At 37.7% G+C, this 26,167-nt stretch carries 26 protein-coding genes; 4 read left to right on the plus strand and 22 right to left on the minus strand.

The window, feature by feature from the left end; translation table 11 throughout:
• Positions 1–104: 104 nt before the first annotated feature.
• From ACFPQ3_RS01150 to ACFPQ3_RS01190, 9 genes are all read right to left on the minus strand, one after another.
• Complete coding sequence (locus ACFPQ3_RS01150) at positions 105–305, minus strand: heavy-metal-associated domain-containing protein (RefSeq protein WP_156807057.1); 201 nt, start codon at positions 303–305, stop codon at positions 105–107.
• Between the two features lie 40 nt (positions 306–345).
• Positions 346–2,574, minus strand: coding sequence for a heavy metal translocating P-type ATPase (locus ACFPQ3_RS01155; protein WP_156807056.1), 2,229 nt, complete (start codon positions 2,572–2,574; stop codon positions 346–348).
• A complete protein-coding gene (locus tag ACFPQ3_RS01160) occupies positions 2,567–3,010 on the minus strand; it encodes a CopY/TcrY family copper transport repressor (RefSeq protein WP_156807055.1) in 444 nt (147 codons plus the stop codon). The genes ACFPQ3_RS01155 and ACFPQ3_RS01160 overlap by 8 nt, the downstream gene beginning before the upstream one ends.
• A 431-nt stretch (positions 3,011–3,441) precedes the next feature.
• Entirely contained in the window at positions 3,442–3,924 is a 483-nt protein-coding gene (gene greA / locus ACFPQ3_RS01165) for a transcription elongation factor GreA (RefSeq protein WP_156807054.1), read from the minus strand.
• Positions 3,925–3,953: 29 nt separating this feature from the next.
• A complete protein-coding gene (mltG, locus tag ACFPQ3_RS01170) occupies positions 3,954–5,564 on the minus strand; it encodes an endolytic transglycosylase MltG (RefSeq protein ID WP_156807059.1) in 1,611 nt (536 codons plus the stop codon).
• A 155-nt stretch (positions 5,565–5,719) separates the two neighbouring features.
• A complete protein-coding gene (locus ACFPQ3_RS01175) occupies positions 5,720–6,220 on the minus strand; it encodes a GNAT family N-acetyltransferase (protein WP_156807053.1) in 501 nt (166 codons plus the stop codon).
• Between the two features lie 257 nt (positions 6,221–6,477).
• Complete coding sequence (gene murC, locus ACFPQ3_RS01180) at positions 6,478–7,812, minus strand: UDP-N-acetylmuramate--L-alanine ligase (RefSeq protein WP_156807052.1); 1,335 nt, start codon at positions 7,810–7,812, stop codon at positions 6,478–6,480.
• Positions 7,813–7,918: 106 nt separating this feature from the next.
• Positions 7,919–8,527 (minus strand): hypothetical protein, encoded by a 609-nt coding sequence (locus tag ACFPQ3_RS01185; RefSeq protein WP_156807051.1) that lies wholly within the window; start codon positions 8,525–8,527, stop codon positions 7,919–7,921.
• Positions 8,528–8,903: 376 nt separating this feature from the next.
• Positions 8,904–11,993 (minus strand): DEAD/DEAH box helicase, encoded by a 3,090-nt coding sequence (locus ACFPQ3_RS01190; RefSeq protein WP_156807050.1) that lies wholly within the window; start codon positions 11,991–11,993, stop codon positions 8,904–8,906.
• Between the two features lie 577 nt (positions 11,994–12,570).
• Between ACFPQ3_RS01190 and ACFPQ3_RS01195 the strand changes: the two genes are divergently transcribed.
• The 4 genes from ACFPQ3_RS01195 to ACFPQ3_RS01210 all read left to right on the plus strand — a co-directional run bounded on the left by ACFPQ3_RS01195 (position 12,571) and on the right by ACFPQ3_RS01210 (position 14,725).
• The gene (locus tag ACFPQ3_RS01195) at positions 12,571–13,104 is read left to right on the plus strand and encodes a hypothetical protein (protein ID WP_156807049.1); all 534 of its coding nucleotides are present in this window, start codon (positions 12,571–12,573) and stop codon (positions 13,102–13,104) included.
• A gap of 434 nt (positions 13,105–13,538) precedes the next feature.
• Positions 13,539–13,799, plus strand: a complete 261-nt coding sequence (locus ACFPQ3_RS01200; RefSeq protein ID WP_156807048.1) for a hypothetical protein — start codon at positions 13,539–13,541, stop codon at positions 13,797–13,799.
• A 178-nt stretch (positions 13,800–13,977) separates the two neighbouring features.
• The gene (locus tag ACFPQ3_RS01205; protein ID WP_156807047.1) at positions 13,978–14,253 is read left to right on the plus strand and encodes a hypothetical protein; all 276 of its coding nucleotides are present in this window, start codon (positions 13,978–13,980) and stop codon (positions 14,251–14,253) included.
• 88 nt (positions 14,254–14,341) lie between these two features.
• Complete coding sequence (locus tag ACFPQ3_RS01210; protein ID WP_156807046.1) at positions 14,342–14,725, plus strand: hypothetical protein; 384 nt, start codon at positions 14,342–14,344, stop codon at positions 14,723–14,725.
• A 286-nt stretch (positions 14,726–15,011) separates the two neighbouring features.
• Here ACFPQ3_RS01210 and ACFPQ3_RS01215 read toward each other — a convergent pair whose 3' ends face one another.
• The 13 genes from ACFPQ3_RS01215 to fabM form a co-directional block, all read right to left on the minus strand.
• Positions 15,012–15,782 carry an acetyl-CoA carboxylase carboxyl transferase subunit alpha gene (locus tag ACFPQ3_RS01215; RefSeq protein ID WP_156807045.1) on the minus strand — a complete coding sequence of 257 codons (771 nt, stop codon included), beginning with the start codon at positions 15,780–15,782 and terminating at the stop codon, positions 15,012–15,014.
• Positions 15,779–16,645 carry an acetyl-CoA carboxylase, carboxyltransferase subunit beta gene (accD, locus tag ACFPQ3_RS01220; protein ID WP_156807044.1) on the minus strand — a complete coding sequence of 289 codons (867 nt, stop codon included), beginning with the start codon at positions 16,643–16,645 and terminating at the stop codon, positions 15,779–15,781. Before accD ends, ACFPQ3_RS01215 begins: the two co-directional genes overlap by 4 nt.
• Before the next feature lie 62 nt (positions 16,646–16,707).
• A complete protein-coding gene (locus ACFPQ3_RS01225; protein WP_156807043.1) occupies positions 16,708–18,078 on the minus strand; it encodes an acetyl-CoA carboxylase biotin carboxylase subunit in 1,371 nt (456 codons plus the stop codon).
• A 150-nt stretch (positions 18,079–18,228) separates the two neighbouring features.
• Positions 18,229–18,651: a 3-hydroxyacyl-ACP dehydratase FabZ gene (fabZ, locus tag ACFPQ3_RS01230; RefSeq protein WP_156807058.1), complete on the minus strand. Its 423-nt coding sequence runs from the start codon at positions 18,649–18,651 to the stop codon at positions 18,229–18,231.
• A complete protein-coding gene (gene accB, locus ACFPQ3_RS01235; protein WP_156807042.1) occupies positions 18,651–19,124 on the minus strand; it encodes an acetyl-CoA carboxylase biotin carboxyl carrier protein in 474 nt (157 codons plus the stop codon). The genes fabZ and accB overlap by 1 nt, the downstream gene beginning before the upstream one ends.
• Positions 19,125–19,127: 3 nt before the next feature.
• Positions 19,128–20,357 (minus strand): beta-ketoacyl-ACP synthase II, encoded by a 1,230-nt coding sequence (gene fabF, locus ACFPQ3_RS01240; protein ID WP_156807041.1) that lies wholly within the window; start codon positions 20,355–20,357, stop codon positions 19,128–19,130.
• 73 nt (positions 20,358–20,430) lie between these two features.
• Entirely contained in the window at positions 20,431–21,168 is a 738-nt protein-coding gene (fabG, locus tag ACFPQ3_RS01245; RefSeq protein WP_156807040.1) for a 3-oxoacyl-[acyl-carrier-protein] reductase, read from the minus strand.
• Positions 21,169–21,173: 5 nt separating this feature from the next.
• The gene (gene fabD, locus ACFPQ3_RS01250; RefSeq protein ID WP_156807039.1) at positions 21,174–22,094 is read right to left on the minus strand and encodes an ACP S-malonyltransferase; all 921 of its coding nucleotides are present in this window, start codon (positions 22,092–22,094) and stop codon (positions 21,174–21,176) included.
• An 80-nt stretch (positions 22,095–22,174) separates the two neighbouring features.
• Positions 22,175–23,131, minus strand: coding sequence for an enoyl-[acyl-carrier-protein] reductase FabK (fabK, locus tag ACFPQ3_RS01255; RefSeq protein ID WP_156807038.1), 957 nt, complete (start codon positions 23,129–23,131; stop codon positions 22,175–22,177).
• A gap of 232 nt (positions 23,132–23,363) precedes the next feature.
• Positions 23,364–23,588, minus strand: a complete 225-nt coding sequence (locus ACFPQ3_RS01260) for an acyl carrier protein (RefSeq protein WP_156807037.1) — start codon at positions 23,586–23,588, stop codon at positions 23,364–23,366.
• Between the two features lie 60 nt (positions 23,589–23,648).
• Entirely contained in the window at positions 23,649–24,611 is a 963-nt protein-coding gene (locus tag ACFPQ3_RS01265; protein WP_156807036.1) for a beta-ketoacyl-ACP synthase III, read from the minus strand.
• The gene (gene fabT, locus ACFPQ3_RS01270; protein WP_156807035.1) at positions 24,611–25,045 is read right to left on the minus strand and encodes a fatty acid biosynthesis transcriptional regulator FabT; all 435 of its coding nucleotides are present in this window, start codon (positions 25,043–25,045) and stop codon (positions 24,611–24,613) included. The genes ACFPQ3_RS01265 and fabT overlap by 1 nt, the downstream gene beginning before the upstream one ends.
• A 70-nt stretch (positions 25,046–25,115) precedes the next feature.
• Complete coding sequence (fabM, locus tag ACFPQ3_RS01275) at positions 25,116–25,910, minus strand: trans-2-decenoyl-ACP isomerase (RefSeq protein WP_156807034.1); 795 nt, start codon at positions 25,908–25,910, stop codon at positions 25,116–25,118.
• Positions 25,911–26,167 lie beyond the last annotated feature (257 nt).

The following is a 26,167-nucleotide window of genomic DNA, read 5'->3' on the forward strand; positions in this document are numbered from 1 at the left end:
TGTAGGTCATTTATGTTAGTCCCTTTCAGACAAATGTGGTAGTTTATCTGAGACTAACATAGATGGCTTTTTCTGTCTAGCTTAATTTTACAAATTGGGACATATTAAACTTCTTCACCAAGTTCAAATTTAGTTCCCTTTAAGGCACCTTTGAGCAAAAACTTTAACGTTTTCCCTTCTATTGTTACTTGTTTTTTCTCAAGATCAACTTGAACTGATTTAACCCCCGGAACTTTTGAGAGTTTTTCAGTGACTGTTTTAACACAGCCATCGCATTTCATTCCAATGATTTGATAAGTTTTCATGTTATTTTCCTTTCATTTAATAACCAATTATGGACTGGTTTTAGAGTTTTTTTAATTTCAATCGGAGGCTATTTGCCACCACAGAAACCGAACTAAAGCTCATCGCAAGACCTGCTAACATGGGATTGAGAAGGGGACCTCCAAATAGATGTAATACACCCATAGCAACTGGAATCGCTAAAACATTATAAATAAAGGCCCAAAAGAGATTTTCTTTAATAGCTATTAAAGTTGATTGACTGACCTTGAGAACCTTCGTCACATCCATCAAGTCAGGCTTCATCAGCACCACATCAGCAGATTCGATTGCAATATCAGTCCCAGCACCCATGGCAATACCAATATCTGCTAGAGCTAATGCAGGGGCATCATTGATTCCATCTCCTACCATGGCCACTTTTTTACCTTGAGATTGAAGATCTTCAATAACTTGTGCCTTTTGATCTGGCAAGACTTGGCTGATGACTTTATTAATTCCTGCTTTTTGAGCAATGGTTTGCGCAGTCACCTCATGATCTCCAGTCAACATAATTAATTCTAAACCATTTTTCTGCAGACTTTTAATGGCTTTTTGACTGTCTTCTTTTAATTGATCGGCCACCCCTATCAGTCCGACTAATTGACCATCAATTGCTGCTAAAACAGGGGTTTGTCCCTCACTTATCAACTGATTAAAATCGGCTTCCATTTTTGATAAGTCAATACAGTGTTTTTCCATGAGTGAATAATTCCCCACTAAAAGTTCATACCCATCAACGATTCCTTTTAAACCAAATCCTGCCAATGATTCAAAGTGTATTACCTCTAGCAGTTCTATCTTTTCCTGCTTTGCCTTTTGAACAATGGCAGAGCTAATCGGATGTTCTGACAAACTCTCTAGAGAGGCTAAAAGCTGCAGGATAGCTTTGCTATTGTCATAAGTATAAAGAGAAACCAACTCTGGCTTGCCTCGTGTAATGGTTCCAGTTTTATCAAAAACAATCGTATCTACCTGATGGGCCATTTCAAGACTGTCACCCGTTTTAAAAAGAATACCATTTGAAGCTGCCAAACCTGTTCCAACCATGATAGCAGTCGGTGTCGCTAGCCCCAAGGCACACGGGCAAGCAATCACAAGAACAGCTACCGCAACTGTCATCGCAAAGGTAAAACTTTCACCACCAATAAGGTACCAAGCCAAACCAGAAATAATTGCAATCGCCATAACAATCGGAACAAAAACACCTGAGACACGGTCTGCAATTTTAGCAATAGGAGCTTTGGTTTGCTGAGCGTCCTCGACTAATTTAATAATCTGTGAAAGAAGGGTCTCACCTCCCAATTTTTCAGCAACAACAGTAAGAGAACCTTGACGATTGATAGAACCTCCAAAAACCTTGCTATCAAGTCCTTTTTCTACTGGGATAGATTCTCCCGTCAACATTGACTCATCTACAGAGGAAGAACCTGTGATGACTTTACCATCCACTGCAATTTTTTCACCTGGACGGACAATAATCAGATCACCCAAAATCACTTGGTCAATAGGAAGTATTAGTTCTTTTCCATCGCGAAGTACACGTGCTTCTTTAGCAGATAAGTGCATTAATTTTTTTATAGCTTCAGAAGTTTTTCCCTTTGACAAGGTTTCAAAGAATTTTCCTAATGTAATCAAGGTCAAAATTACCGCAACTGATTCATAATACAGCTCATGTGTCAAATGATAGTGACCCGATACAACATGGTAAGAACTATAGAGGCTATAAAGAAAAGCTGCGCTAGTAGCTACTGCTACAAGGCTATCCATATTAGGATGACCTTTGGCGAGAGCCCTGAAACCATTGCTATAAAATTTCCAGCTAATCACCATAACAGGCAAGGTTAATAGTAACTGACTGAGCGCAAACATTATCGGTGAGATTTCATGCGCCAGCCATTCTGGTAAAGGCAGACCAGCCATTGACCCCATAGAAATATAAAGTAAAGGAACGGTGAATACTGCAGACCAAATTAATCTCGTCTTCATCCCCAAAAGATGCTCTTGCTCTCGATTCTCCTGACTTTTTTCTTGCCCTTCAATAAAAACATGTGCTCCATATCCAGCGTCTGCAACTGCATCAGCAATCATCTCTGGTGAAACTTTTTCACTGTCAAAATCTACAGACATTTTCTCTGTTGTTAAATTAACAACTGCTGATTCAATACCATCTATTTTTTTTACGGCATTTTCAACATTAAGAACACATGAGGCACAAGTCATCCCATCTATAACAAATGTTTCTTTAACCATGCTTTACCTCCCCATGACGGACACAACGACATTGCCCTGGTATACAATCACAAATCACTCGTTCCACAGCATTTTCTTTTTTTAACAATAGCAAAGCTTCTAACTGCTCAATATCTGACAAGGTCATCGGCATTTTAGAAACCAAGTAATCAATAAGACTTCTGTGCTCCGTCACACAGATCCGATTAAAAATCATTTCAATTTCATCGCGATAAGATTGTTTCTCAGAAACCCTAGCTTGATAGATAAATGCCTTTCCCTCTCTTTGACTTGATACCAGGCCTTTATCAACCAGACGCCCCAGTAATGTTTTTATCGTAGAATCTGACCAAGAAAACTTATCTGCCAAGGTAGCAATAATCTCTGAACTTCTCGTCTGTCCTTTTGTCCAAATGACACGCATGACTTCCCATTCAGAATCCGAAATACGATACATAAAAACTCCCTTTCATTGCTTTACGTTTGTAAATTAATTTTAGCATCGTCTCTAAAAAACGCAAGTTTTTTGTTTACGTTTGTAAACTTTATAAATAAATCAAAGAGAGTGGACAGAAATCATAATTTCGAAGACTTAACTTCCCCTCGCTATTTTATTTTTAAGCTCAGGCTGAAACTACCCAGTGGGGAGTTTCACTCCCACCTCCGCACAACTCCAAAGGTTCGGGAAATATGATGAACGACGTTCATCACAGTCGTATAAGATAGGTGCTAACGATTGCGTGGTACTAAAACATCCAGTGAATGTTCTAGGTGGACACTTTAAAATGAGAAAGTGTCCAGTTGCATACTTCCAATCAACCACTGCGTCAATCTGTTATTGCTATCAAAAAGAGAAGATTGAGATATTTTATCCCAACCTCCTTTTCATTATGCTGTTTTTTCAACACTGATAATTTTCACTTCATAACTACCCGCAGGCGATTCAATGGTAGCAGAGTCTCCTTTTTTCTTACCAATAAGGGCTTGTGCAATTGGACTTTCATTAGAAATCTTACCTGAAAAGATATCCGCACCAGCCGCACCGACGATGTGGTAAGTATCTTTATCAGTGGTTCCCACTTCTTGAACGATAACTGTCTTACCGATAGCTACTTCATCTTTGGCAATTGCATCACTATCAACGATTTCCGCATAGCGAATTTTAGTCTCAATCGTAACAATTTGCCCTTCTATGAAAGCTTGCTCATCTTTGGCAGCATCATACTCAGAGTTTTCTGAAAGGTCACCATAAGAACGTGCAATTTTAATGCGTTCAACAACCTCTGGACGACGAACTAGTTTTAACTCTTCTAATTCTTTTTCAAGTTGCTCTTTCTCAGCAAGGGTCATAGGGTAAGTTTTTTCAGCCATATTTTTCTCTTTTCTTATCTCTATTTTAGTTATTGTAGTTTACTGTTAACGTATTTTTCGACATTTGCTGAATGTTCTTCATAAGTCTCAGCAAAGTAAACAGCACCTGTTGTGACATCTGCCACGAAATAATAGTATTTTGTATTCGCAGGATTAATTGTTGCAACCAAAGCAGATAATCCTGGACTATCTACTGGCCCAGGCATGAGACCAGTATTCAAATAAATATTATAAGGAGAATTGATGCTAGTGTCAATAGCAGCATCCTCTGCCAAGGTTGTTTTTTCTCCAAGCTTATCCATTGCATAAAGAATGGCAATATTACTTTGGAGAGGTTGCCCAATATTCCAACGGTTATAGAAGACACTGGCAATCATCTTACGATCATCATCTGTCGCTCCTTCTTTCTCAACAAGAGATGCTAAACTAAGCACTTGATTCACAGTCATCCCATTAGTTGTAATTTTCTCATAATAAGGAGCCAAGTTTGTATCCATAGCAGCAAGCATCTGATCTATGATATCGTTTATAGTAGTACCTTCATAATAATCATAAGTCGCTGGGAAAAGATACCCCTCTAAACGATATTTAACCGCAGAAGCTTCTGGAAGGCTTCCTAGAAGTTTTGGATATTTCTGAACCATTTCAGCAATAAAAGATTCATCCTGTACAGTAGACATGAACTCTTCAGCAGTGTATGGCGTGTTATCTCCTTTTTCCTCAGTATTCGCGTTTAAAGCAACAGCTTGCGCAATCTGCTTCAAAGTATACCCTTCAGGAATAGCGATTTTCCCTAAAACTGGCTTTTGAGGCTCCGCAGTTCCACCTTGTTGCAAATACTTAGCAATATCATCTAAGGACATACTCTTTTGGAAATTATAAAATCCGCTTTGGAAATTGCTATAATTTTTAAACTTAGTATAAAAATTAAACACTCGTGAATCTTTAATTACACCATGCTCTTTTAAGATATTACCAATCAACTTATTTCCAGACCCAGATGGAATTTCCACTTGAATATAATCCGTTGCTTGACTATCTAAAGGACCGATAGCACTAGTCACATATCGGTATGTAAAGAAACCACCTGATAAAATCACTAAAACTAACAGACTCACAAAAACAGTCGAAATTTTAGCGGCAAGGCGATTTGCTTTTCTGCGACTTTCTCGGCTCATTTCTTTTACTCCTATTTTTTCAATGTCACTATCTAAGTTCCTATTAACTGATTCTACTTGCTGAGTTGTCCAAACCGCTAATTCATCATTAGTTGGGAGAGTAGTCTTTCCAAACTCTTTCAAATTTGGCAACTCTTTCGTTTCTTCTAAGGAATTTTCAACAATCTCTTTCTGATCATGAAAAAGAGCAGAGCTTTCAGAATGTGCCTCACTATTCACTTTAGAAATGTTATTCTCAACATTATCCTTAGGAAATCCTGGCTCTAATTCTTCAGCATTTTCAGGAATACCCTTAGAAACGAATTTTGTCGATTCAACTTCTAAAGTTTCACCTACTACAACCTTATCAATCTTAGCATTTTTATCCATGCTTAGGTCTTGCTGATGCCATTCTTCACGTTTACGCTGACGTTCTTGTGTCGCTATTGCCAAGTCTGCTAATATTTTTTCTTTAAAACTCATGGCATCTAAATGTTCTTGAACATTCTTGTCCTTATTTGTATCGGTCAAGTCCAGTCCTCCTCATACTATCTTCGCCATTATATCCTAAAAAGCGCTTAGAATCAACCCTTTAGGGCTTATCACAGGCATTTTCACGTCACAAAACAAATATTATTCTATAATTTATCCAAATAAGGGTTTTCCCAAACCAAATTATACCAAAATGCTCCACCATGTACTGATGCAGATTCCCCCTCATCAACAAAACCATTCGCTTCATAATAAGCAATTAAGTAATCATGGCAAGTCAATGAAATTCCTTGTCGTTTTTGCGACACAGCTACATCTTTTAAGGCAGCAAGCAAGGCAGTTCCAATACCTTGCCCTTGAGACTCTTTAGCTACAGCCAAACTGGTCACGATAATAAAACCACCTTGATTAGTATTTTTCTCAACTTCATGAAACAAATTATCACTTAAGTAGCGCTGAAAAACAGCTTGTCCTACAATATATCCCGCAACACAACCACTAATTTCAACCACTAAAAAAGTATCTCTCAACTGGTTAATACGTCTTCGTAAGTCATTAGGTGTCGCTGCCTCTTGCTTAGGAAAATTGTCTGCTTCAATTTTACAAATTGCCGCCCAGTCCTCACTAGTAACATATCTGATAAGCATGCCTTACATACCACTCTTCGATAGAAAGTCCCATTAAAACCATCATTTAATTAACTTCTCAAATTTACTTTACTACCAAAGATATCCTTTCTCCTAATACGAAAAGGCGAGAACCATGTCCTGCCCTTCAATTTCATCTTAATCATTATTGCAAAATATATTTAAACTAATAAAACTGGCATTAAAAAAACATCTCGAACCCCCAACAGGATAATCTCAAGTTTTCTTTAAATAGAGAGCTTTAACAAAGAAATACTTTATTGGTTATTTTTACTCAAATTAGACAACAATTCTTCAAAAGAACGTTCATAAAGTTGGATATCTCCCGCCCCCATAAAAATATAGACAGCATTATCATGATTGAGAAGTGGCGAAACATTTTCTACAGTCACTAAAGCAGCGGGCTTAGTGATTTTAACAGCCAAGTCCTCTACTTTGACATCTCCATTATCCACTTCGCGTGCTGAACCATAAATTTGAGCCAAATAAACAGCATCAGCCTCATTCAAAGCACTAGCAAACTCATCTAAAAGTGCAATCGTCCGTGTAAAGGTATGAGGTTGAAAAATAGCTACAATTTCCTTCGTAGGATATTTTTGACGTGCCGCATCTAGTGTTGCAATAATTTCAGTTGGATGATGGGCAAAATCATCAATAATCACTTGATCATTAACAATTTTTTCAGTAAAACGACGCTTCACGCCAGAAAATGTTCTAAGATGTTCTGCCACTAAAGACATCTCAAATCCTGCAATATAGAGATTTGCAATGACTGCTGTCGCATTTAAAACATTGTGTTTTCCAAAAGCTGGAACATGGAAAGTTCCCAATTCTTTATTACCATACTTAACTTTAAAGTCCGAACCATTTACCGTACGTACTAAATCGTAAGCTACAAAATCATTCCCCTCTTCAAAACCATAATAATAAATAGGAGCACTTGACGTTAATTGACGCAGGTAAGTATCCTCACCGTAAACAAAAAGTCCTTTTGATACTTGTTTTGCGTAATCATTGAAAGCATTAAAAACATCATCAATGCTTGTAAAATAGTCAGGATGGTCAAAATCAATATTTGTAATAATCGAATACTCTGGGTGATAAGGCATGAAATGTCTCTCATATTCATCAGATTCAAAAACAAAATAACGTGCTTTGTCTGACCCTCGTCCTGTTCCATCACCAATTAGATATGAGGTATCCGTAATATTCTTCAATACGTGTGACAAAAGCCCTGTCGTCGATGTTTTACCATGTGCACCGGCAACTCCCATACTCGTAAATTGACGCATAAAATCACCAAGAAACTCGTGATAACGCTTATATGAAAAGCCTTTATCAATCGCAGCATCAACCTCAATATTTTTCCCCTCTTTAAAGGCATTCCCTGCAATCAATTCAACATTTTCTGTAATATTATCTGCTGAAAATGGCAAGATTGGAATACCTGCTTGCTCTAACTCACGCTGAGTAAAATAATATTTATCAACATCTGAGCCTTGAACTCTATGCCCCATTTGGTGAAGCATTAGTGCAAGAGCGCTCATTCCTGAACCTTTGATTCCAATAAAATGATAATTTTTTGTTGTCATGATGTAACATATTAAGAACGATTTTAAGTATTGCGTATCGTTCTCTATCTAACTCACCTTTGTAAGCTAGATAACCCTTTCTATAATCATTTACACTTTTTCATAATTAATCTAAGCGACTTAAATTTAATTCTTGAGCCACCTGGTATTCTTTTCGTTTTTGATTTTCTTCATAATTGTAGATTTGACTCTTCTTTAAAAAATCATACGAATTTTTTCGTGTTCTCCCTAAATCAGTTGTTTGACCGGGAACATAAGTTGGTGTTATTTCAGCTAAAATATAATGTTCTTGTTGTAACTTACTTGCTGCACGCGATAATCCCGTAAGTTCTTCCTTAATCTGCACTAATTTTGCAGTAGGAGACTGCTTAACCTCCCTATGATGAACGGCTGTTTTTACAGTTTTTTTAGTCTCTTTTGCGAGAAAGGCTTGTCTCTTTTGCTTAACATCACGTTTAGCCTCTTGACGAGCTAATGTTGCATAGGATTTACCAGCAGCAATCGTTGCTGCGCGATCTGGTGCTGTTTTTTCAAGTAAAGACATATCCTTTACAACTTGGAAATCTTTAGTGACATCGTGATAATCTTTTTCTTGATAATCACCATGAATATTAGTAATCAAATCTTCCTCATCATACAAGGCCATTTGCCTCAACGGACCAACGACTGGTTCGTCATCCGCAACAAGAGGAAAACGTTTCACAAAATTGTCCACAAGCTTACCTTTCTACATCTGGCACTTACTAAAACCAAGTTATACTATACCAAAACATCACATCGCTCCAATAGTTCAGCAGGTAGGCCTCCAGATAAAGAGTAGTCAAACCTAATGAACACAGTAAAACTTAACTGTTTCAGACTAATCTTAACATTCGAGAGAACGGAGACCTAGACTTACAAAAAGAATAAAACTCCCTTCACCACATGACATTAGATGATGTGCAATTGCAATAAAGACTAAGTAACTATCAAAATAAATGTAATTTAAAAATAATAGTCAACTTGCAAATAGCAACAGTCCTATTATAAACTAAAATTAATATTTTATCAAAAAGAAAAAGGTGAGTCAGTTTTTCACCTCTTACTTTTGATTATTGAATACCTAAAATCTCCTTAATATCCTCAACACTTAGGCTACTACGACTTTCATTACCATCAAGCACTGTAGTCACAAGGTGCTTCTTACTCTCTTGGAGTTCCAGAATTTTTTCTTCTATTGTTCCTTTTGTTATGAGTCGATAAACTTCAACATTTTCTTTTTGTCCAAGTCGGTGAGCTCGACCAATCGCCTGCATTTCCACTGCAGGATTCCACCAGAGATCAACAAGAATAACGGTATCCGCACCCGTCAAATTAAGACCGACACCACCAGCCTTAAGTGAGATAAGAAAGGCATCTTTTGCCCCCTTATTAAACGCTCGAGTCATATCTTGCCGTTCCTTTGCTGGCGTTGAACCTGTTAGTTTATAAGCAGTCATGTCAAGATCATTCAGCTCATTTTCAACCAAATCTAGCATCCCTCTAAATTGTGAGAAAATAAGTGCACGCCTTCCATTGGCTTTGATTTGGAATAAAAGCTGACGCAGGCTTTCTAACTTACCACTGTTACCTAGATAGTCCATAAACAGTTTTGGAGTGTCACAAATCTGACGTAACCTAGTGATACCTGAGAGAATCTCTATCTTGCGACCATTGATCTGATCATCTGTTGCTCCACGAACAGATTCCTGCATTTGCCTTAATTGGGCAAGATAAACTGCTTTTTGTTCCTCCGTTAATTCATTGGGATAAGTCATTTCAATTAACTCAGGCAACTCTGGCAAGACTTCCTCTTTACGCCTTCTAAGAATAAAGGGTTTAATAAACCGAGCAATTTCTTTGGCAGACAATTTTAAAAATTCCTTTTTACTTGGCAACAATCCAGGTAAAACAATTTGAAAAATCGACCAAATTTCCAATAGATGATTTTCTATTGGCGTCCCTGATAAGGCAAAACAGTGCTGTACTTCAAACTCTCTTAGATGCTGAGCAATTTTGGTTTGACTATTTTTCATCACCTGTGCTTCATCTAAAATTAAGTAGGTGTAACTACCCTGACGATACTCCTCAAAATCTTGACGGAAGGAAGCATAGCTGGTTACCATCACCTGATGCCCTTCAGAAATTAACTGGTCTCTCTGGGACTTTGCTCCATAGGAAACCACAACATCTAGGTCAGGAGTAAACTTAGAAAATTCATCTTTCCAGTTATAAATAAGACTAGATGGCGCTAAAATAAGTACCCTATCTTGATCAGAAAGTCTGCTAGACAGAAAAGCAATGGTTTGAAGTGTTTTCCCCAACCCCATATCATCAGCTAGGATACCTCCAAAACCATAGTGCGCTAACATTGATAACCATTTGATCCCAAGTTGCTGGTAATCCCTAACCTGAGCTTTTACATCCAGTTTAGGGAGTTTAAACATCTCTGGATGTCTTAAATCATAGATTAAAGACTCAAAACTCTCCGTGAAGGAAACTGTTTCATTATCTTTAAGAGTCTCCATCACTTGAAAGGCCGAAGCCTGGTTCAGTTGCAAGTGACCATTTTCTACCTTTCGATGACGTAAATTTTGCAACACTTGACTAATTTTCTTAGTTTCATCATCAAAGATAAGCAATTTACCAGTTTTACTGACAAAATAAGCCGATTGGTTAATGAGCGCCTGCATGGCATCGTCAACATCACTTGCTTCAACGTCAGAAAAATCAAACGAGATATCTAACAGCCCTCCTTGACTGTCAATAATCAGTCTAGGAACAGACGAAACACCTTTTTCCGATAATTCTTCTGACACCATGACTTGCCCTAATCGTTCTAAACGAGGCAAGGTCTGGTTAAAGAAATGGTATATGGCTTCTGGGGTATCAATTGTTTTGTGGCTTGAAAATCCTAACGGGAAGCCCTCTTCTCGAAGTACACGAATAATTTTTTCTTCTTTTTTAAAGTGACTGGTAAAGGGAAGCTGATTAAGGTCCTCACGATTAGAAACCTTCACATTACCATAATCAAATGTCATCTGTAAGGAAACCTTATCTTGCTCTGCCATTTCCAAGAAAAAAAGAACCTCAAAATCCCGTATTTCAAAAGCTTTAGGGGCCTTAACAAAACCTAACGTCTTAAAATCCAAAAGGCTAGCTGCTAGTTTAGCTTGGTCATCTACGCTAAAATTTAAATGTTTTTTTAAATCGGCACTAATAGGTAAACTTGCTAACGCTTGTGCTATTTTTTGCTGACGCCTCGTTAAACGGTAAAAAACACCGTTATAATAAAGATAGGTAAAGTTAAAAAGAACTTGCACCTGTTTTTCGGCCACAATTAACTCCAAGAATTGTCTATGAACAAATACCTCAAACTGATACAAACTACTTTCAGCCGTTAGACTTTCAAAAGAAACATGGCTAAAATTAGCTCCCTTTAATTCCACCGTAAACTCATAGAGGGACTGGAGTAATGCCACCCCTTCTTCAAAAAAACCAGCTGGCAAGTTTAAATAGCGTCCCTGACTAGGAAATAACCGGTCACTTATTGAACGATCGCTATCAGGAAGTAATTTCCATAAAAAATGAATTAAGTTTTGACTTTCCTCATCAAATTGAAGATAAGAAAGTGGTTCAAAATAACCTTTTCCTATCTGGTAAGATGATTCTTTTTTGACTGACTGTAAAAAACTCGCAATGTCTCGAATCACATAGGCTCTGTCATCCGGGAGACGATTAAGCCGCAATGTCCAATGAATCTCCTTTGTGTAGAAAGCCTCTACTCCCTCAGCAGACAAACGATATTTTACCCTATCGTCTTCATTCATTGTAATCCCATCCAAAAATAACGAGCCAAAAGACGTTTCAACCTGTTTAGTTTCTTTCTCTTTTTCTTTTGAAAAAAGCTGTGCTGCTAAATCTTTTCCATAGGCATCATTTTTTAGAAACGCTTCAACCGCCGCTATATGTTCGCAATAGCCTTTGCTCACAAAAAAATCACAGGTACACTGAACTAGACTATCATCTTCCGTAAAAGTCACTTCTTCAGCATCTACTTTCAAAAGTAACTGATTAGCATTTTCGGAAATAAACGTAACCTTCCCCTCTTCATAAAGGGAAATCCCAGCATTTCTGACCCGTCCAGGAATTAATTTTGCCATATCATACCGCCTTTACATTATCCCTTCATTATAGCAAAAATAAAATTATTTTTCAGAGATAAAAGTGTCAATTTGCAGTCAAAACACTTAGTAAAATTATTAACTACCTAAAGAAACCTTGCCCTAATTTAAGGACAAGGTACTGATGTTATTGTTACTAATATTATTATTTTAAAGTAGGGGCTGGATTAGTTTTAACAAATTCTAAGCTGTTATCCCCAGATTCGGACAATGTTAACTTGATGATGCTGACTTTAATTTGTTGAGAGATAAGTGTAAGGAAGTTATTAAATTTAATTGGTAAAAAAAGGAACTCATTTATTGGGTTCCTTTAGTTTTTGTATATAATTTTTACTGTTAACCCTTTTATTATATCATAAAAACGCTTACAAAAATAGACTTGTTTTTTTTGGAAAGTTGGGTGTATACTGGAAGTGATAAAAAATAGAAATAAAGAAATAACTTGTTAGAAAGGAGAGTATTTGCTAAATAATCAAGTTATTTTATTAAAATTATGAAAATGTAATGGGGGTATTTGTTATGAAAAAAAATTATATCAATGCTAGTGATATTTTCTATGATTTCAAATTTAAGTATACTTTATTTGAATAATAACTCTACTGTCTATGCAAGTAGTTTTACACAGATAAGTAATAGTTATGAGGAGACATCTAAGCTTCCATTTGCAGATCCAACAAAGGATATTCCAAATTATAGTAGTGAAGGAATATTTTCTACAAGAAGTGCTTCTGAAAGAGATATAAATTATTATAAAAAATTGGGATATAAAAATATTGAATATGGTAGTTGGAGTGGAGTAACTAATGTTATTAGTACTAAAGCTACTAGGATTGCGAAATTTGCAGTAACACAGATATTGGGATTGATACCTTCTAATGCTGTGAGAGGGGCGTTGTTATTGTATGATGTATCAGAAACATTAAAAACACAAGATGCAGATATTTGGCCTACTGTTAATGCTAGATTTATTACAGCTACAGCTCCGGCTGGGTATAGAGTAATAATAGGCGAAGAATCAATTGTAAAATACTATTCAAATTCAGCTAGAACTAAATTAATTAAAACAATCCATAAGACATATTGGGTCTAATATGAAAAAAAATAAGTATTTAATTATTTTTGTAATTAGTAGTTATTTAATTTTTAATTTTATAGTTTCAGATGGGTATAGATATGAGAAAATATTTTATGGATTGATGGTTTTAGTTCTTATAGGAATAATAGTTATATCAAAGAATGAAAAATAAAAATGCTGGTGCAAGGTGCATCAGCTTTTTAAGTTGGGTTCGGCATTCGACTGATTCCACCGGAGGGGTATCAGTTTTGAGAATGAGCCGGACAAATCACACAGTCGGTTACTTGAAGAAAAGAGCGAACTTGTTCGCTTGTGCAACCCTTTTCTTTAAGTGACAAGTGGTAGGCTCAAGCAGTCGAAAAACTGAGAAGCCTCTATAAATAATTTGATTAACAAAGCATTTTTATTGTGATATAGTACCTTGATTTATAGAAATGGAGCTATATATTATGGCTAAAATGACACTACAACCAAAGCGTAAAGAGTTGGAAAAAGTTGCGAAACAGATTGAAGAATTAGAGAAAGAAGTAGCTTCTCAAATTGGAAGATGGGTAATCAATAATACTGCTTTTGATAACTTAAAAGATTTTCGTGAACATTATGAAATGCTTCAAAAGTTTTATGACGAAAATCATAATTTGGACAATAGCGGAGCGGTCCAAAATGAACCAAACGAAAATGGTAAACTACCGTTTGATATTGGTTCATAAACTGGGGTTCGAAGGGGATACATTGAAAACGTGTCCCCTCGCAAGCACTATTTGTGGTAACAGATGGTATGCTTGCGATATGGTAGTGGTACCATGGTTTGATGGTGGCACGTTTGGTCAAAATAGGTTTTGTGATTCGAAACCGTTGATCAACAAAATGATGAAGTGAGGTATTACTATGAATCTTGATTCAGAAATTAAATTACGAATAACGAGCGAGGAAAAAAGTATCATAAAAGAGATGTCTAACATATACAGAGTTAGCATGTCTGAAATGATACGTAAGCAAATTTTTGGCGATATGGAAGAATTAAAGAAGCGTTCAATAATGACAGATGAACAGTACTTTGGTATTGTTTCGGAGATTTCAAAGTTGTTTGAAAAGGTAGGTCTGATTGAAACTGATTTGCATAAAATAGGATCAGAATGGTGTAAAACGTCATGCAGTTGGTAAACGTCTTGATTCAAAATCAAAGAAATATACTAAAACATCAGTTTTAAAATCTATTGAATCTAATCAAAAATTTGAACCAGTTCAAGAAATGACTGATCTAGAAAAGATGTCATTCAAATATGAACTTGATAATTTAATTTATTGGGAATCTCATGAGGACTATACTGTGAGAAAGAATTCGCATTATGCTGATTTTTATGAAGAGTATAAACGTGAGCGTGAAGAAGCTGAACGCAGACGAGTTGAAATAAATAAACAAGAGCTTGAAGAAGTCAGTGAAGTGGCTTCTGATGGCTCTAACGATCCATTAGACGTTGAGAATGTCCAAGATGATGTTATTTATCAACATGAGCCTAAAAACGGCTCTAATAGGTTGTCTGATGATGAATTGTTAGCTAGATTAGATATAATTGAATCTGAAGCGTTAGATTCAAAAATTGCTACAGGCCTTGATATAGAATTTGGCAGTTAAAGTTAGATCCTACTACTGCACGAGTCTAAAACGAAGTGGGTTGAAGTGGCAGTAGTTAGTTCTAACGTTTATAAAAAAATAGGTAAACATGGCTAGATGTTTAACTTAAAGGGATGTTTTTGAAAAGAAGTCCCTTTTCTGAAAGAAGAATAAAATGCTGGTGCAAAATGTATCAGCTTTTTAAGCTATGTTCGCTCGTGCCCCCTTCTTTAAGCAACAAAAAAACGAAGCCGAAATATCCCTAGCTCCGTTCTATGTTTCAAGACGATAATCATTCATCTCTCTATTAATATTTTCTAAACCTTTGATAACGTTCTTGCAGTAAGGCTTCTGTATCTAGTTGGGCAAGTTCATCAAATGTTGTCATCAAATGTTGCTTCAAGTCTTCAACAATTTCACTTGAAAAGTAACCACGTTCAGCAATGACTTTATCGACAACCTTCATATTTAAAAGTTCACCAGCCGTAATTTTCATAAGTTCAGCAGCCTCTGATGCCCGGCTACCATCTTTCCATAAGATTGAAGCAAAGCCTTCTGGACTGAGGATTGAGTAAACCGTATTTTCCAGCATCCATACCCTATCTGCAACAGCTAGAGCAAGGGCACCTCCAGAACCACCTTCACCAATAATAACTGCAATAATGGGAACCTTCAGATCACTCATTTCCATGAGATTACGAGCAATAGCCTCACCTTGCCCACGCTCCTCAGCTCCAACACCTGGATAAGCTCCTGGGGTATTGATTAAGGTTAGAACTGGTCGGCCAAATTTTTCAGCCTGTTTCATCAATCGTAGTGCTTTACGATACCCTTCTGGATGGGGTTGCCCAAAATTACACTTGAGGTTTTCTTGGAGATTCTTACCCTTTTGGATTCCCACAAAGGTAATTGGTTGACCAGCTAAGCGACCAATGCCACCCACAATTGCTCCATCGTCAGAAAATTGGCGATCGCCATGTAATTCCATTACATCATCCAGAAGGAGGTTGGCGTAGTCTAAAGCATTCAGACGCGTCTGACTTCTAGCTTCTTTTAAAATACGTCCTACTGTGCTCATTTTTCACCTCCGTGAAAAGCTACTAACTGGGCAATCGTATCCTTCAACTCCAAACGATTGACAATGGCATCAACAAAACCGTGCTCCTGTAAAAACTCCGCCTTTTGGAAATCCTCTGGCAAATCTTCACGCACTGTCGTTTCAATCACACGACGCCCAGCAAAACCAATCAAAGCCTGTGGTTCTGCCAAGATAATATCACCCTCCATTGCAAAAGAGGCTGTGACTCCACCTGTCGTTGGATCCGTTAAAATCGTTAGGTAAAAAAGCCCTGCATTCGAATGACGTTTAACCGCTGCTGAAATTTTAGCCATCTGCATCAATGACATAATCCCTTCTTGCATACGGGCACCGCCTGACGCTGTAAAGGCAACAACCGGCAGATTTTTTTCAGTCGCTAATTCAAAAAGAAGTGTCAACTTTTCTCCAACAACCGTTCCCATAGACCCCATAATAAAATTAGCATCCATAATCGCAAGAGCAACACTCTTGCCTCCAATTTTAGCAACACCTGTCAGTACAGCTTCATCAAGCCCCGTTGATTCCTTTACCGCTTTAAGTTTTTCGTGATAATTAGGAAAGCGGAGAGGATTCGTATTTTCCAGACCTACAAACAATTCTTCAAACGATCCCTCATCAACTGTTAATTTTAAACGTTCTTGTGCTGAAATTCGAAAATTATAGCTACAAGTCGGACAAATCTTAGCAGGTCCTAAATCTTTTTGATAAATCATGTGCTTACACGCTGGGCATTTAGCAAAAAGTTCATCTGGAACTTCAGGCGCCTCACGTTTAACAGTAGGCTTGAGTGATCTATTTGGATTGATTCGGATATATTTTTCTTTCCTATCAAATAATCCCATCTTTATCCTCTTTTTCTTACTTTTTAATAAAAGCCTCAGGAGCAATCGAGACTTTTTGATAGTTAATCACTATTTTTAGTATAGGCAGGCAGGAAAGTTTCCATTAGAAAACTTGTATCATAGTCTCCTGCAATAACCTGTTTATCTGAAATTAAATCTAGCTGAAAATCCGTATTCGTTACAACACCTTCGATTTCAAGTTCATAAAGTGCACGTTGCATTTTCATTAGAGCATCAAAACGATTTTCACCGTGCACAATAACTTTAGCAATCATTGAATCATAGTAAGGTGGTATCGTATAACCACTGTAAACAGCAGAATCTACGCGTAAGCCCATGCCACCTGACGGAAGGTAAAGTTCACGAATCTTACCTGGACTTGGCGCAAAGTTAAACTTTGGATTCTCTGCGTTAATTCGACATTCAATGGCATGACCAGTAATTTGAACTTCTTCTTGTGTAACGGACAACGGTTGACCAGATGCAATGCGAATTTGCTCCTTGACGATATCAACACCGGTAACAAATTCCGTCACAGGATGCTCAACCTGCACACGAGTGTTCATTTCCATGAAATAAAACTCTCCTGTCTTTTCATCAAGAAGAAATTCTATTGTCCCAGCATTTTCATAGTTAACCGCTTGAGCAGCACGAACAGCAGCTTGACCAAGCGAGTGGCGCAATGTCTTTCCAATAGCTACCGAGGGAGATTCTTCTAAAACTTTTTGATTATTCCTTTGAAGAGAACAGTCTCGTTCACCTAAGTGAATGATATTTCCAAAAGAATCACCTAAAATTTGTACTTCAATGTGACGGGCAGGATAAATCACTTTTTCAATGTACATAGCCCCATTGCCAAAAGCAGCTTGGGCTTCTTGCGATGCCGATTCAAAAGCAGGTGCTAGTTCTTCACGATTCGTTACTTTACGAATCCCTTTTCCTCCACCGCCTGCGGAAGCTTTTAGCATAACTGGATACCCCAGTTTATCCGCAATAGTCAGCGCCTCTTCCGTAGAAAAAACCTCTCCTTCTGAACCAGGTATAACAGGTACATCAGCCTTTATCATCTCAGCACGCGCATTGATTTTATCACCCATTTTATCCATAACAGAACCAGAAGGGCCAATGAATTTGATATTCATCTCTTCACACATGGTGGCAAATTTAGAATTTTCACTTAAAAAACCAAATCCTGGGTGAATCGCTTCTGCTTTAGTCACAATAGCTGCCGATAAGACAGAATTCATATTTAAATAAGAATCTGTGGATTTTGCAGGACCGACACAAATAGCTTCATCAGCAAGAGCTACATGAAGAGCTTCTTTGTCAGCTTCTGAATAGATGGCTACGGTCGCAATGCCTAATTCACGTGCCGCACGAATAATACGGACCGCAATCTCGCCACGATTCGCAATAAGAATTTTTTTAAACATAATTTATGAGTTAGCAAACAACTATTTAAACCATTGTTGCTACCTTTTCATCCTCTCGTAAATTTTAGAAACCAATAAATCTGTTGATTATGATGAAAATTAAGCCTCGCAAACAGATTTCAAGCAAGTCATCCCAAAACAACCGATTCCTTAGTTTCCTATCGCAAAAGTCAAGGTTCCACTTGCTGCTAGTTTTCCATCAACCTCCGCTTTCGCTTCAACAACTGCAATCGTTCCACGACGTTTTACAAATTTAGCTGTCATGACGAGTTGATCTCCAGGAATCACTTGTTTTTTAAACTTAACTTTATCCATACCGGCATAAAAAACTAACTTGCCTTTATTTTCTGCTTTAGATAACTCTAATACTCCTGCAGTCTGTGCCAATGCTTCCATGATAAGCACGCCTGGCATAACAGGGTATTGCGGAAAATGTCCTTGGAAAAAGGGCTCATTAATCGTTACATTTTTTATGGCAACAATTTCATCATCAGAAACTTCTAATACACGATCAACCAGTAAAAAAGGGTAACGGTGCGGTAATGCTTCTTTTATTTGATTAATATCAATAATCATTTAATACGCACCAATCCTTTTCCAAAATCAACAACTTCCTCATTAACCACTAAAATCTCAGTAATAACACCGTCTTTTGGAGCTGGTACCTCATTCATGACTTTCATCGCTTCTACAATAAGGAGGGTTTGACCTTTTTTTACCATATCACCTACTGATACAAAAACAGGTTTGTCTGGTCCTGGTGATAGATAGGCGACACCTACTAACGGACTTTCAACAATATCCCCTTCAACTTCTTGAGAAGTTTGAACTGATTGAACAGTCTCATCTTTTTGAGACAAAACTGGCGCAACTTCAGATGTTACTGTCTGACTAGAGGCAGAGATGCTTTCTACAACATTTCTTGAAACATTGCTCTGCTCATTTTTTGAAAAAAACAGTTCATTTCCATCTTTTCTATAAGTAAATTCACGAAGACTCGATTGATCAAATTGAGCCATCAAATCTTTGATTTCACTAATATTCACGTTTTAATCCTCCCAACGTTTGAAAGCAAGAACAGCATTGTGCCCTCCAAAGCCAAACGTATTTGAAATAGCATATCGAATTTCTTGCTCTAAACCTTGTCCAGTGACAACATTTGCTTCAATATTTTCTGATAATTCTTGCGTTCCCGCAGTTTTTGGAATAAAGCTATGACGCATCGCTTCAACAGTAGCAATTGCTTCAACAGCTCCTGCTGCACCAAGCAAATGTCCTGTAAATGACTTAGTAGATGATACAGGAACCTCTTTCCCTAAGACAGCTACAATCGCTTGACTTTCTCCCTTTTCATTGGCTGGGGTTGATGTGCCATGAGCGTTAACATAGCCCACTGCTGATGCTTCAATACCTGCTTCCTGAAGCGCTAAGTTTATCGCCTTACGTGCCCCTAATCCTTCTGGGTGCGGTGAAGTCATATGGTAGGCATCACAAGTATTTCCATAGCCGACCACTTCCGCTAAAATAGTTGCTCCGCGTTGTTGAGCATGCTCTAAGCTTTCCAAAACAAGCATTCCAGAACCTTCTCCCATGACAAAACCATTACGATCTTTATCAAACGGAATTGAAGCACGTTCAGGATTTTCAGTCGTTGACAAGGCGGTTAAACTTTGGAATCCTGCAATTGCAAACCGTGTAATAGAAGCTTCTGCCCCACCTACCAACATCACATCCTGAAGACCAAATTTAATCGTGCGGAAGGCATCACCTATAGCATCATTGGACGAAGCACAAGCAGTATTAATAGATTTACATACCCCTTGAGCGTTAAAAGCCATTGCAACATTCCCAGACGCCATGTTAGGTAAACATTTTGGCAAGGTCATCGGTTTCACGCGTTTAGGACCTTTTTCATGTAAACGAATCACTTGCTCTTCAATCTCATAAATACCACCTATACCTGATGCCACAATCACTCCAAAACGATCAGAATCAATCGCTTCAACATCTAATCTAGCATTTTGTACAGCTTCTGACGCTGCGTAGAGAGCATATAATGAATACAAATCATAACGATTCGTGTCTTTTTTAACAAAATATTTGTCAAATGGAAAATCTTGAATTTCCGCAGCATTCTTAACAGCAAAATCACTTGTGTCAAACTTCGTAATTGGTTTAATACCAATTTTACCATCTCGAAGACTCGCCCAAAATTCTTCTGGTGTATTTCCAATTGGTGAGGTTACACCGTAACCTGTAATTACAACACGATTTGTCATCTTTTTCTCCTTGGCACTCTGCCCATTCACTTATCTTTACCCTTTGGCAAAATAAATATCTCATTGACTCAGCTTAGCCTTGCATGGTCATGCCGCCATCAATTGCAATAACTTGACCAGTTAGGTATTCTTGTTGAGCCAAGAATACAGCTACTTCCGCAACTTGTTCCGGTTTTCCAATAACTTTCATCGGTATTTGCGAGAGCATTACTTCTTTCATTTTTTCAGGAATAACATCCGTCATATCTGATTCTATAAAGCCAGGAGCAATAACATTTACTCGCACTCCTCGTGCTGCAACTTCCTTAGCAACTGACTTAGTAAAACCAATTAAGCCTGCTTTTGAAGCGGCGTAATTAGCCTGACCAATGTTTCCAGCTAAACCGACAACAGATGACACATTGATGATAGCACCTTCTTTTGCTTTCGTCATCGGTTTCAAGACTGATTTTGTCATGTTAAAAGCCCCCGTCAGATTAACCTTAAGAACTTTTTCAAAATCTTCCTCAGTCATTTTGAGCATCAATTTGTCATTCGTAATACCAGCATTATTAACCAGAATATCGACACTTCCTAGCATTTGATTCGCTTCAGTAATCATACGTTCAGCATCTTCAAATGTTGAAATATCGCCAGAAATGGCACAAACTTTAACACCATAATCAGCAAATTGCGCCAGCAATTCTTCAGAAATAGCAGAGCGCCCATTAAGAACGACATTCGCACCAAGACTGGCAAATTTATGAGCAATTGCTAGGCCGATGCCTCGAGTTGATCCTGTGACAAAAACATTTTTTGATTTAATTTCCATTTATTTTAACACTCCAAAAGAAATTTTAGAGAATCTAAATCCTCTACTGATTTGACTAAGAGGTTTTTATCAATTTTTTTGATAAAACCTGACAAAACTTTCCCTGGTCCAATTTCAATCATCTCATCCACACCAACCGCTCGAATACTTGTAATAGAATCATAAAAACGAACGGGTTCCATTACTTGACGAGCTAGAAGCGATTTAATCTGTCCTTTTTCCATAATCTTCGCTTCAGTATTCCCAACTAAAGGGCAACAAAAGTCAGAGAACGTCACCTCGTCCAGTGCAGTAGCTAACTTTTGAGAAGCCGAAGCCAAAAGGGCTGTGTGGAATGGCCCTGATACATTAAGTGGAATAAGACGTCTAGCTCCTGCTTCCTTCAATAATTCAGTAGCATAATCAACTGCAATAACCTCGCCACCAATCACAATCTGCGCTGGAGTATTATAGTTAGCTGGGGTGACAACGCCCATTTTAGAAGCCTTTCGACATATTTCTTCAATTAAGGTTGGATCGGTATTCATAACCGCAACCATTTTACCACTACCAGCAGGGGCAGCCGTCTCCATAAACTCACCGCGTTTAGCAACCAAAACTACTGCATCTTCAAACTTAAGTGCTCCGCTTGCTACCAGGGCTGAGTATTCTCCTAAAGAAAGCCCTGCTACAATATCAGGAGTGAACCCATTTTCCTCTAACAAGCGATAAATTGCTACCGAAGTTGTTAAAATAGCTGGTTGCGTGTAACGGGTCTGATTTAGCTTCACTTCATCATTATCAATCAAGTCACGCAAATCATAACCTAAAATTTGACCTGCAGCATCAAAAGTTTCTCTGACAACCGGATAAGTATCATACAAATCCTTAGCCATTCCAATTTTTTGAGATCCTTGCCCAGCAAATAAAAAAGCTTTTTTAGACATATTCATATCCTTTTTGAGCATCCGCTCTTCTTTTTATTTTATGATAACAGCATTTAAGACAAATGCCTCAGATTAAACCATTAATCCATCCAGCGTTTCGCTTCTGCTAGAATAACTTGGCGAGCACCAGAATAAAGGTCTTCTAAAATTTCTTGACATGTTTCTTCTTTATTTACAACTCCTGCAATCTGACCTGCCATAACAGAACCATTGACAACATCACCATCCACAACTGCATTTCTAAGAGCACCCGCACCAAGCTCTTCAATTTCTTCAGCCGTTTTGCGGCCTGCCAAAAATTCTTTCTCAGCATGAGAATAATTTGTTGACAATTTATTTTTGATAGCACGAACTGGATGACCGACTACAGAAGCCGATATGACAGTGTCAATATCCTTAGCCTTTAAAATTTTATCTTTGAAATTTTGATGGGCATTTGATTCCTTAGCAACAACAAAGCGTGTGCCTACTTGAATAGCATCAGCTCCCAGCATAAATGCTGCTGCTGCGCCATGTCCATCTGCAATACCACCAGCAGCAATGACTGGAATATTGACTGCTGCAACAACTTGACGAACTAGAGTCATGGTGGTCAATTTTCCAATATGTCCACCCGCTTCCATACCTTCAGCGATTACAGCATCAGCTCCTAATTTTTCCATACGTTTAGCTAAAGCAACGGAAGGTACTACAGGGATAACGGTAATCCCTGCCTCATGAAAACGTTCCATGTATTTTCCTGGATTGCCAGCACCAGTGGTCACAACTTTGACACCTTCAGCGATAACAAGATCAACAATGTCATCTGCGAATGGAGATAAGAGCATGATATTGACCCCAAAAGGTTGATCAGTAATTGACTTTACCTTATCAATATTAGCTTTGACCACTTCTTTAGGAGCATTACCACCACCAATAATACCAAGGCCACCTGCATTTGATACGGCTCCAGCTAAATCACCATCAGCAACCCAGGCCATTCCTCCTTGGAAAATAGGGTATTTAATCCCCAAAAGTTCTGTAATACGAGATTTCATTTTTCTACTAACCTTCTAATAGATACATTCATTATAATAATTTGAAAATCAAAGTATGATTCTAAGAAGAAAGGTTGGATATCACTCACAACCTCCTTTTACTCAAAAAGACTTTACTCAACAGTTGATTGAAAATAGCACTATCATTTAAAATGCTTATCTCAATCACCATATTGGAATACTGCTATAAAATCAAATTCGCACAGCGAACACATGATTTCTGCAGTTCTTCCTATTTTGTTTTTTCTTCAACATAGGCAACAAGGTCACCTACAGTATTAAGTCCTTCTTCTGTCTCAATTTGGATATCAAAAGCATCTTCAATTTCTGAGATAACTTGAAAAACATCCAATGAATCTGCATCAAGATCATCAAAAGTTGTTTCTACTTTTACCTCTTCTGCTTCTTTACCAAGTTCTTCAACGATAATTTCTTGTACTTTTTCAAATACTGACATGAGTTTTCTCCTCTATAAATATAAAAATTTTTAATTGCGTTTTAATTTTACGCAGATTAACTAAATTCTAACAATTAAATTTCCCCAAGTCAAACCTCCACCAAATCCTGATAAAAGAATTTTTTGAGTACCATCTAATTTCAAGGTTCCATTTGCGACATTCTCTGAGAGCAAAATGGGAATCGAAGCCGCACTAGTGTTACCATATCGCTGCATATTAGCTAAGAATTTCTCTCTATTAACACCGATTTTCTTAGCCATTTTATCTAAAATACGTTCATTAGCCTGATGAAGCAACAAATAATCAGGTTCTCCAACTTCCTCTATGATAGCTAAAATACTTTTAGATACTGTACGAATAGTGAATTCAAAAATAGCTCTTCCATCCATCTGTATAAAAGGATTGATAGCTTCATGCTCTTGAGTAAAGGGAGACTTAACTGTTGTAGCACCGCCAAGAAGACCACCTTTGCTACCATCCGTATGAAGGGACTCCGCTAAAAAATGAAGAACGTCTGCTTTTTCTAAGAGAACACCTCCTGCACCATCTCCAAAGAGAACTGCCGTTGAACGATCAGACCAATCCAACTGTTTTGATAAAACCTCAGCACCGATAACGAGACCACGTGTATAGGCTCCTGAATTAATCAATTTTTCTGCTGTCGCTAGTGCAAAAACAAATCCTGAACAAGCAGCTGATAAGTCAAAAGCAAAGGCATTGGTTGCACCAAGAGCGCCTTGAACACGCGCTGCCGTTGAAGGCATCATCGAGTCTGGAGACATTGTTGCGATAAGGATAAAGTCTAGTTCCTCTGGATCTAGATGAGATTTTTCAAGCAATTGCCAAGCTACTTTAATCGCTAAATCGCTCGTATTTTCATTTGTTGAAATGTGGCGCTCACGGATACCCGTTCGTGTTGAAATCCATTCGTCCGATGTATCCATGATTTTAGCTAAATCATCATTGCTTACCACTTGACTAGGAACGTAATGGGCTACTTGACTAATTTTTGCAAAAGTCATTAGCGTCTCTCCTCCAAGAAAGTATGAAGATTAACAAGACCACGTTCTAAACCTTCTAATTCATTTTCTGACATTCCCGCCAAAATTTGGTCAATCATGACACGATGAAATTTTTTATGTAAATGATAGACCACACGACCTTTTTTAGTCAAACTAAGATAGACGACACGACGATCCTCTTGTGAACGAGTACGGATAACATACCCCTTGCTCTCTAATTTATTAAGCGCAGTAGTAACTGTACCTAAAGTTACCATAAGCTCTTTAGCAATATCGCTTGGCGTCACCAAACGGTTCTTACCGATGATATCAATAGTATGCACTTCTTTGATGGTACAGTCGCTGAAGGGGCTACTGCGTAAGGTGTTCTCTTCAATAACTAAAATTCGATTAAAGATATCAACGAGATAGTCATTTATTTGATGAAAGTCCATTTAAGACTCCTTTATAATTTGATAATTTAAATAATATCACACTATAAATCATTTGCCAAGTAAAAATCCGTTACCACTTCCCAGAAAAGGCTGGTCTCCTACGTTCTGAATATGCTTTTACACCTTCTTTAAAATCATCTTTAAAAGCCAGGGCTTCTTGAAGATTTAGCTCCAGCTCTGCATAACTCTGCCATCCAGAAAAAAAACTTTGCCAAATTAATTCTTTCATAGCCCTATAAGAATTAAACGACCCTCGTTTTAGACGTTTAATTAATTGCTGAGTGGTTATTCCCAATTTTTCTGATAAGCACGTTTTATAGACGAAACCATACTCCAAAGCTTTTTCAGCTGTCACCGCCTCACCTGTCATTACCAAATGAGTGGCTTTGTTCATCCCAACAGCCCTCATCAAGAGATAAAGACCTCCAGCATCAGGAGCTAACCCAACATTTACAAAAGCTTGGATAAACTTTGCCTTTTCACTGGCGATACAAAAATCTGCTGCCAAGATCATATTAAATGCCGCACCAGCAACAGGTCCATCTACGGCCATAATGATTGGTTTAGGCAACTGCTTCATGGCATATGAGATATCTTGAACCAACTTTGCAATGTCAACTAAGGACTGAATATCGTCAGCCTCCACAGCTCTTTCCATTTCTGTTAAATCTCCCCCAACAGAAAATACTTTTCCTTCTGCTTGGAAGAGAATCATTTTAACGGCTTCATCATCTTTGGCAAGATTAAGTGCTGTTAGAATTTCTTGACACATCGGAATGTTAAAGCCATTTGAAACTTCAGGACGATTAAAGGTTATCGTGGCTAGGTCGCCAGATATATCATATAAGATGGTTTGAAAGTTCATATAACTCCCTCCTTAAAATTATTTATTTGATCAATAAATAATTTATGACTCAAATTATATCACAAAAAAATTATTCGTCAAGCAAAATATTAATAAGATTTTTAAAAAATTTTAGGCCCGCGTTGTAAAATGAAGTGCAACAGAAAAGACATGTTCGTCTGATATACTAGAATTCCCCAACTCAGTATAGAAAGCAGATGAACATGTCCACTAACCATTCTACCAAAAAATCTCGTTATTCTCACTTATCAGCTTCT

Origin of the sequence: Streptococcus caledonicus (assembly GCF_042656225.1) — a bacterium.
GTDB classification, from domain to species: Bacteria; Bacillota; Bacilli; order Lactobacillales; family Streptococcaceae; genus Streptococcus; species Streptococcus caledonicus.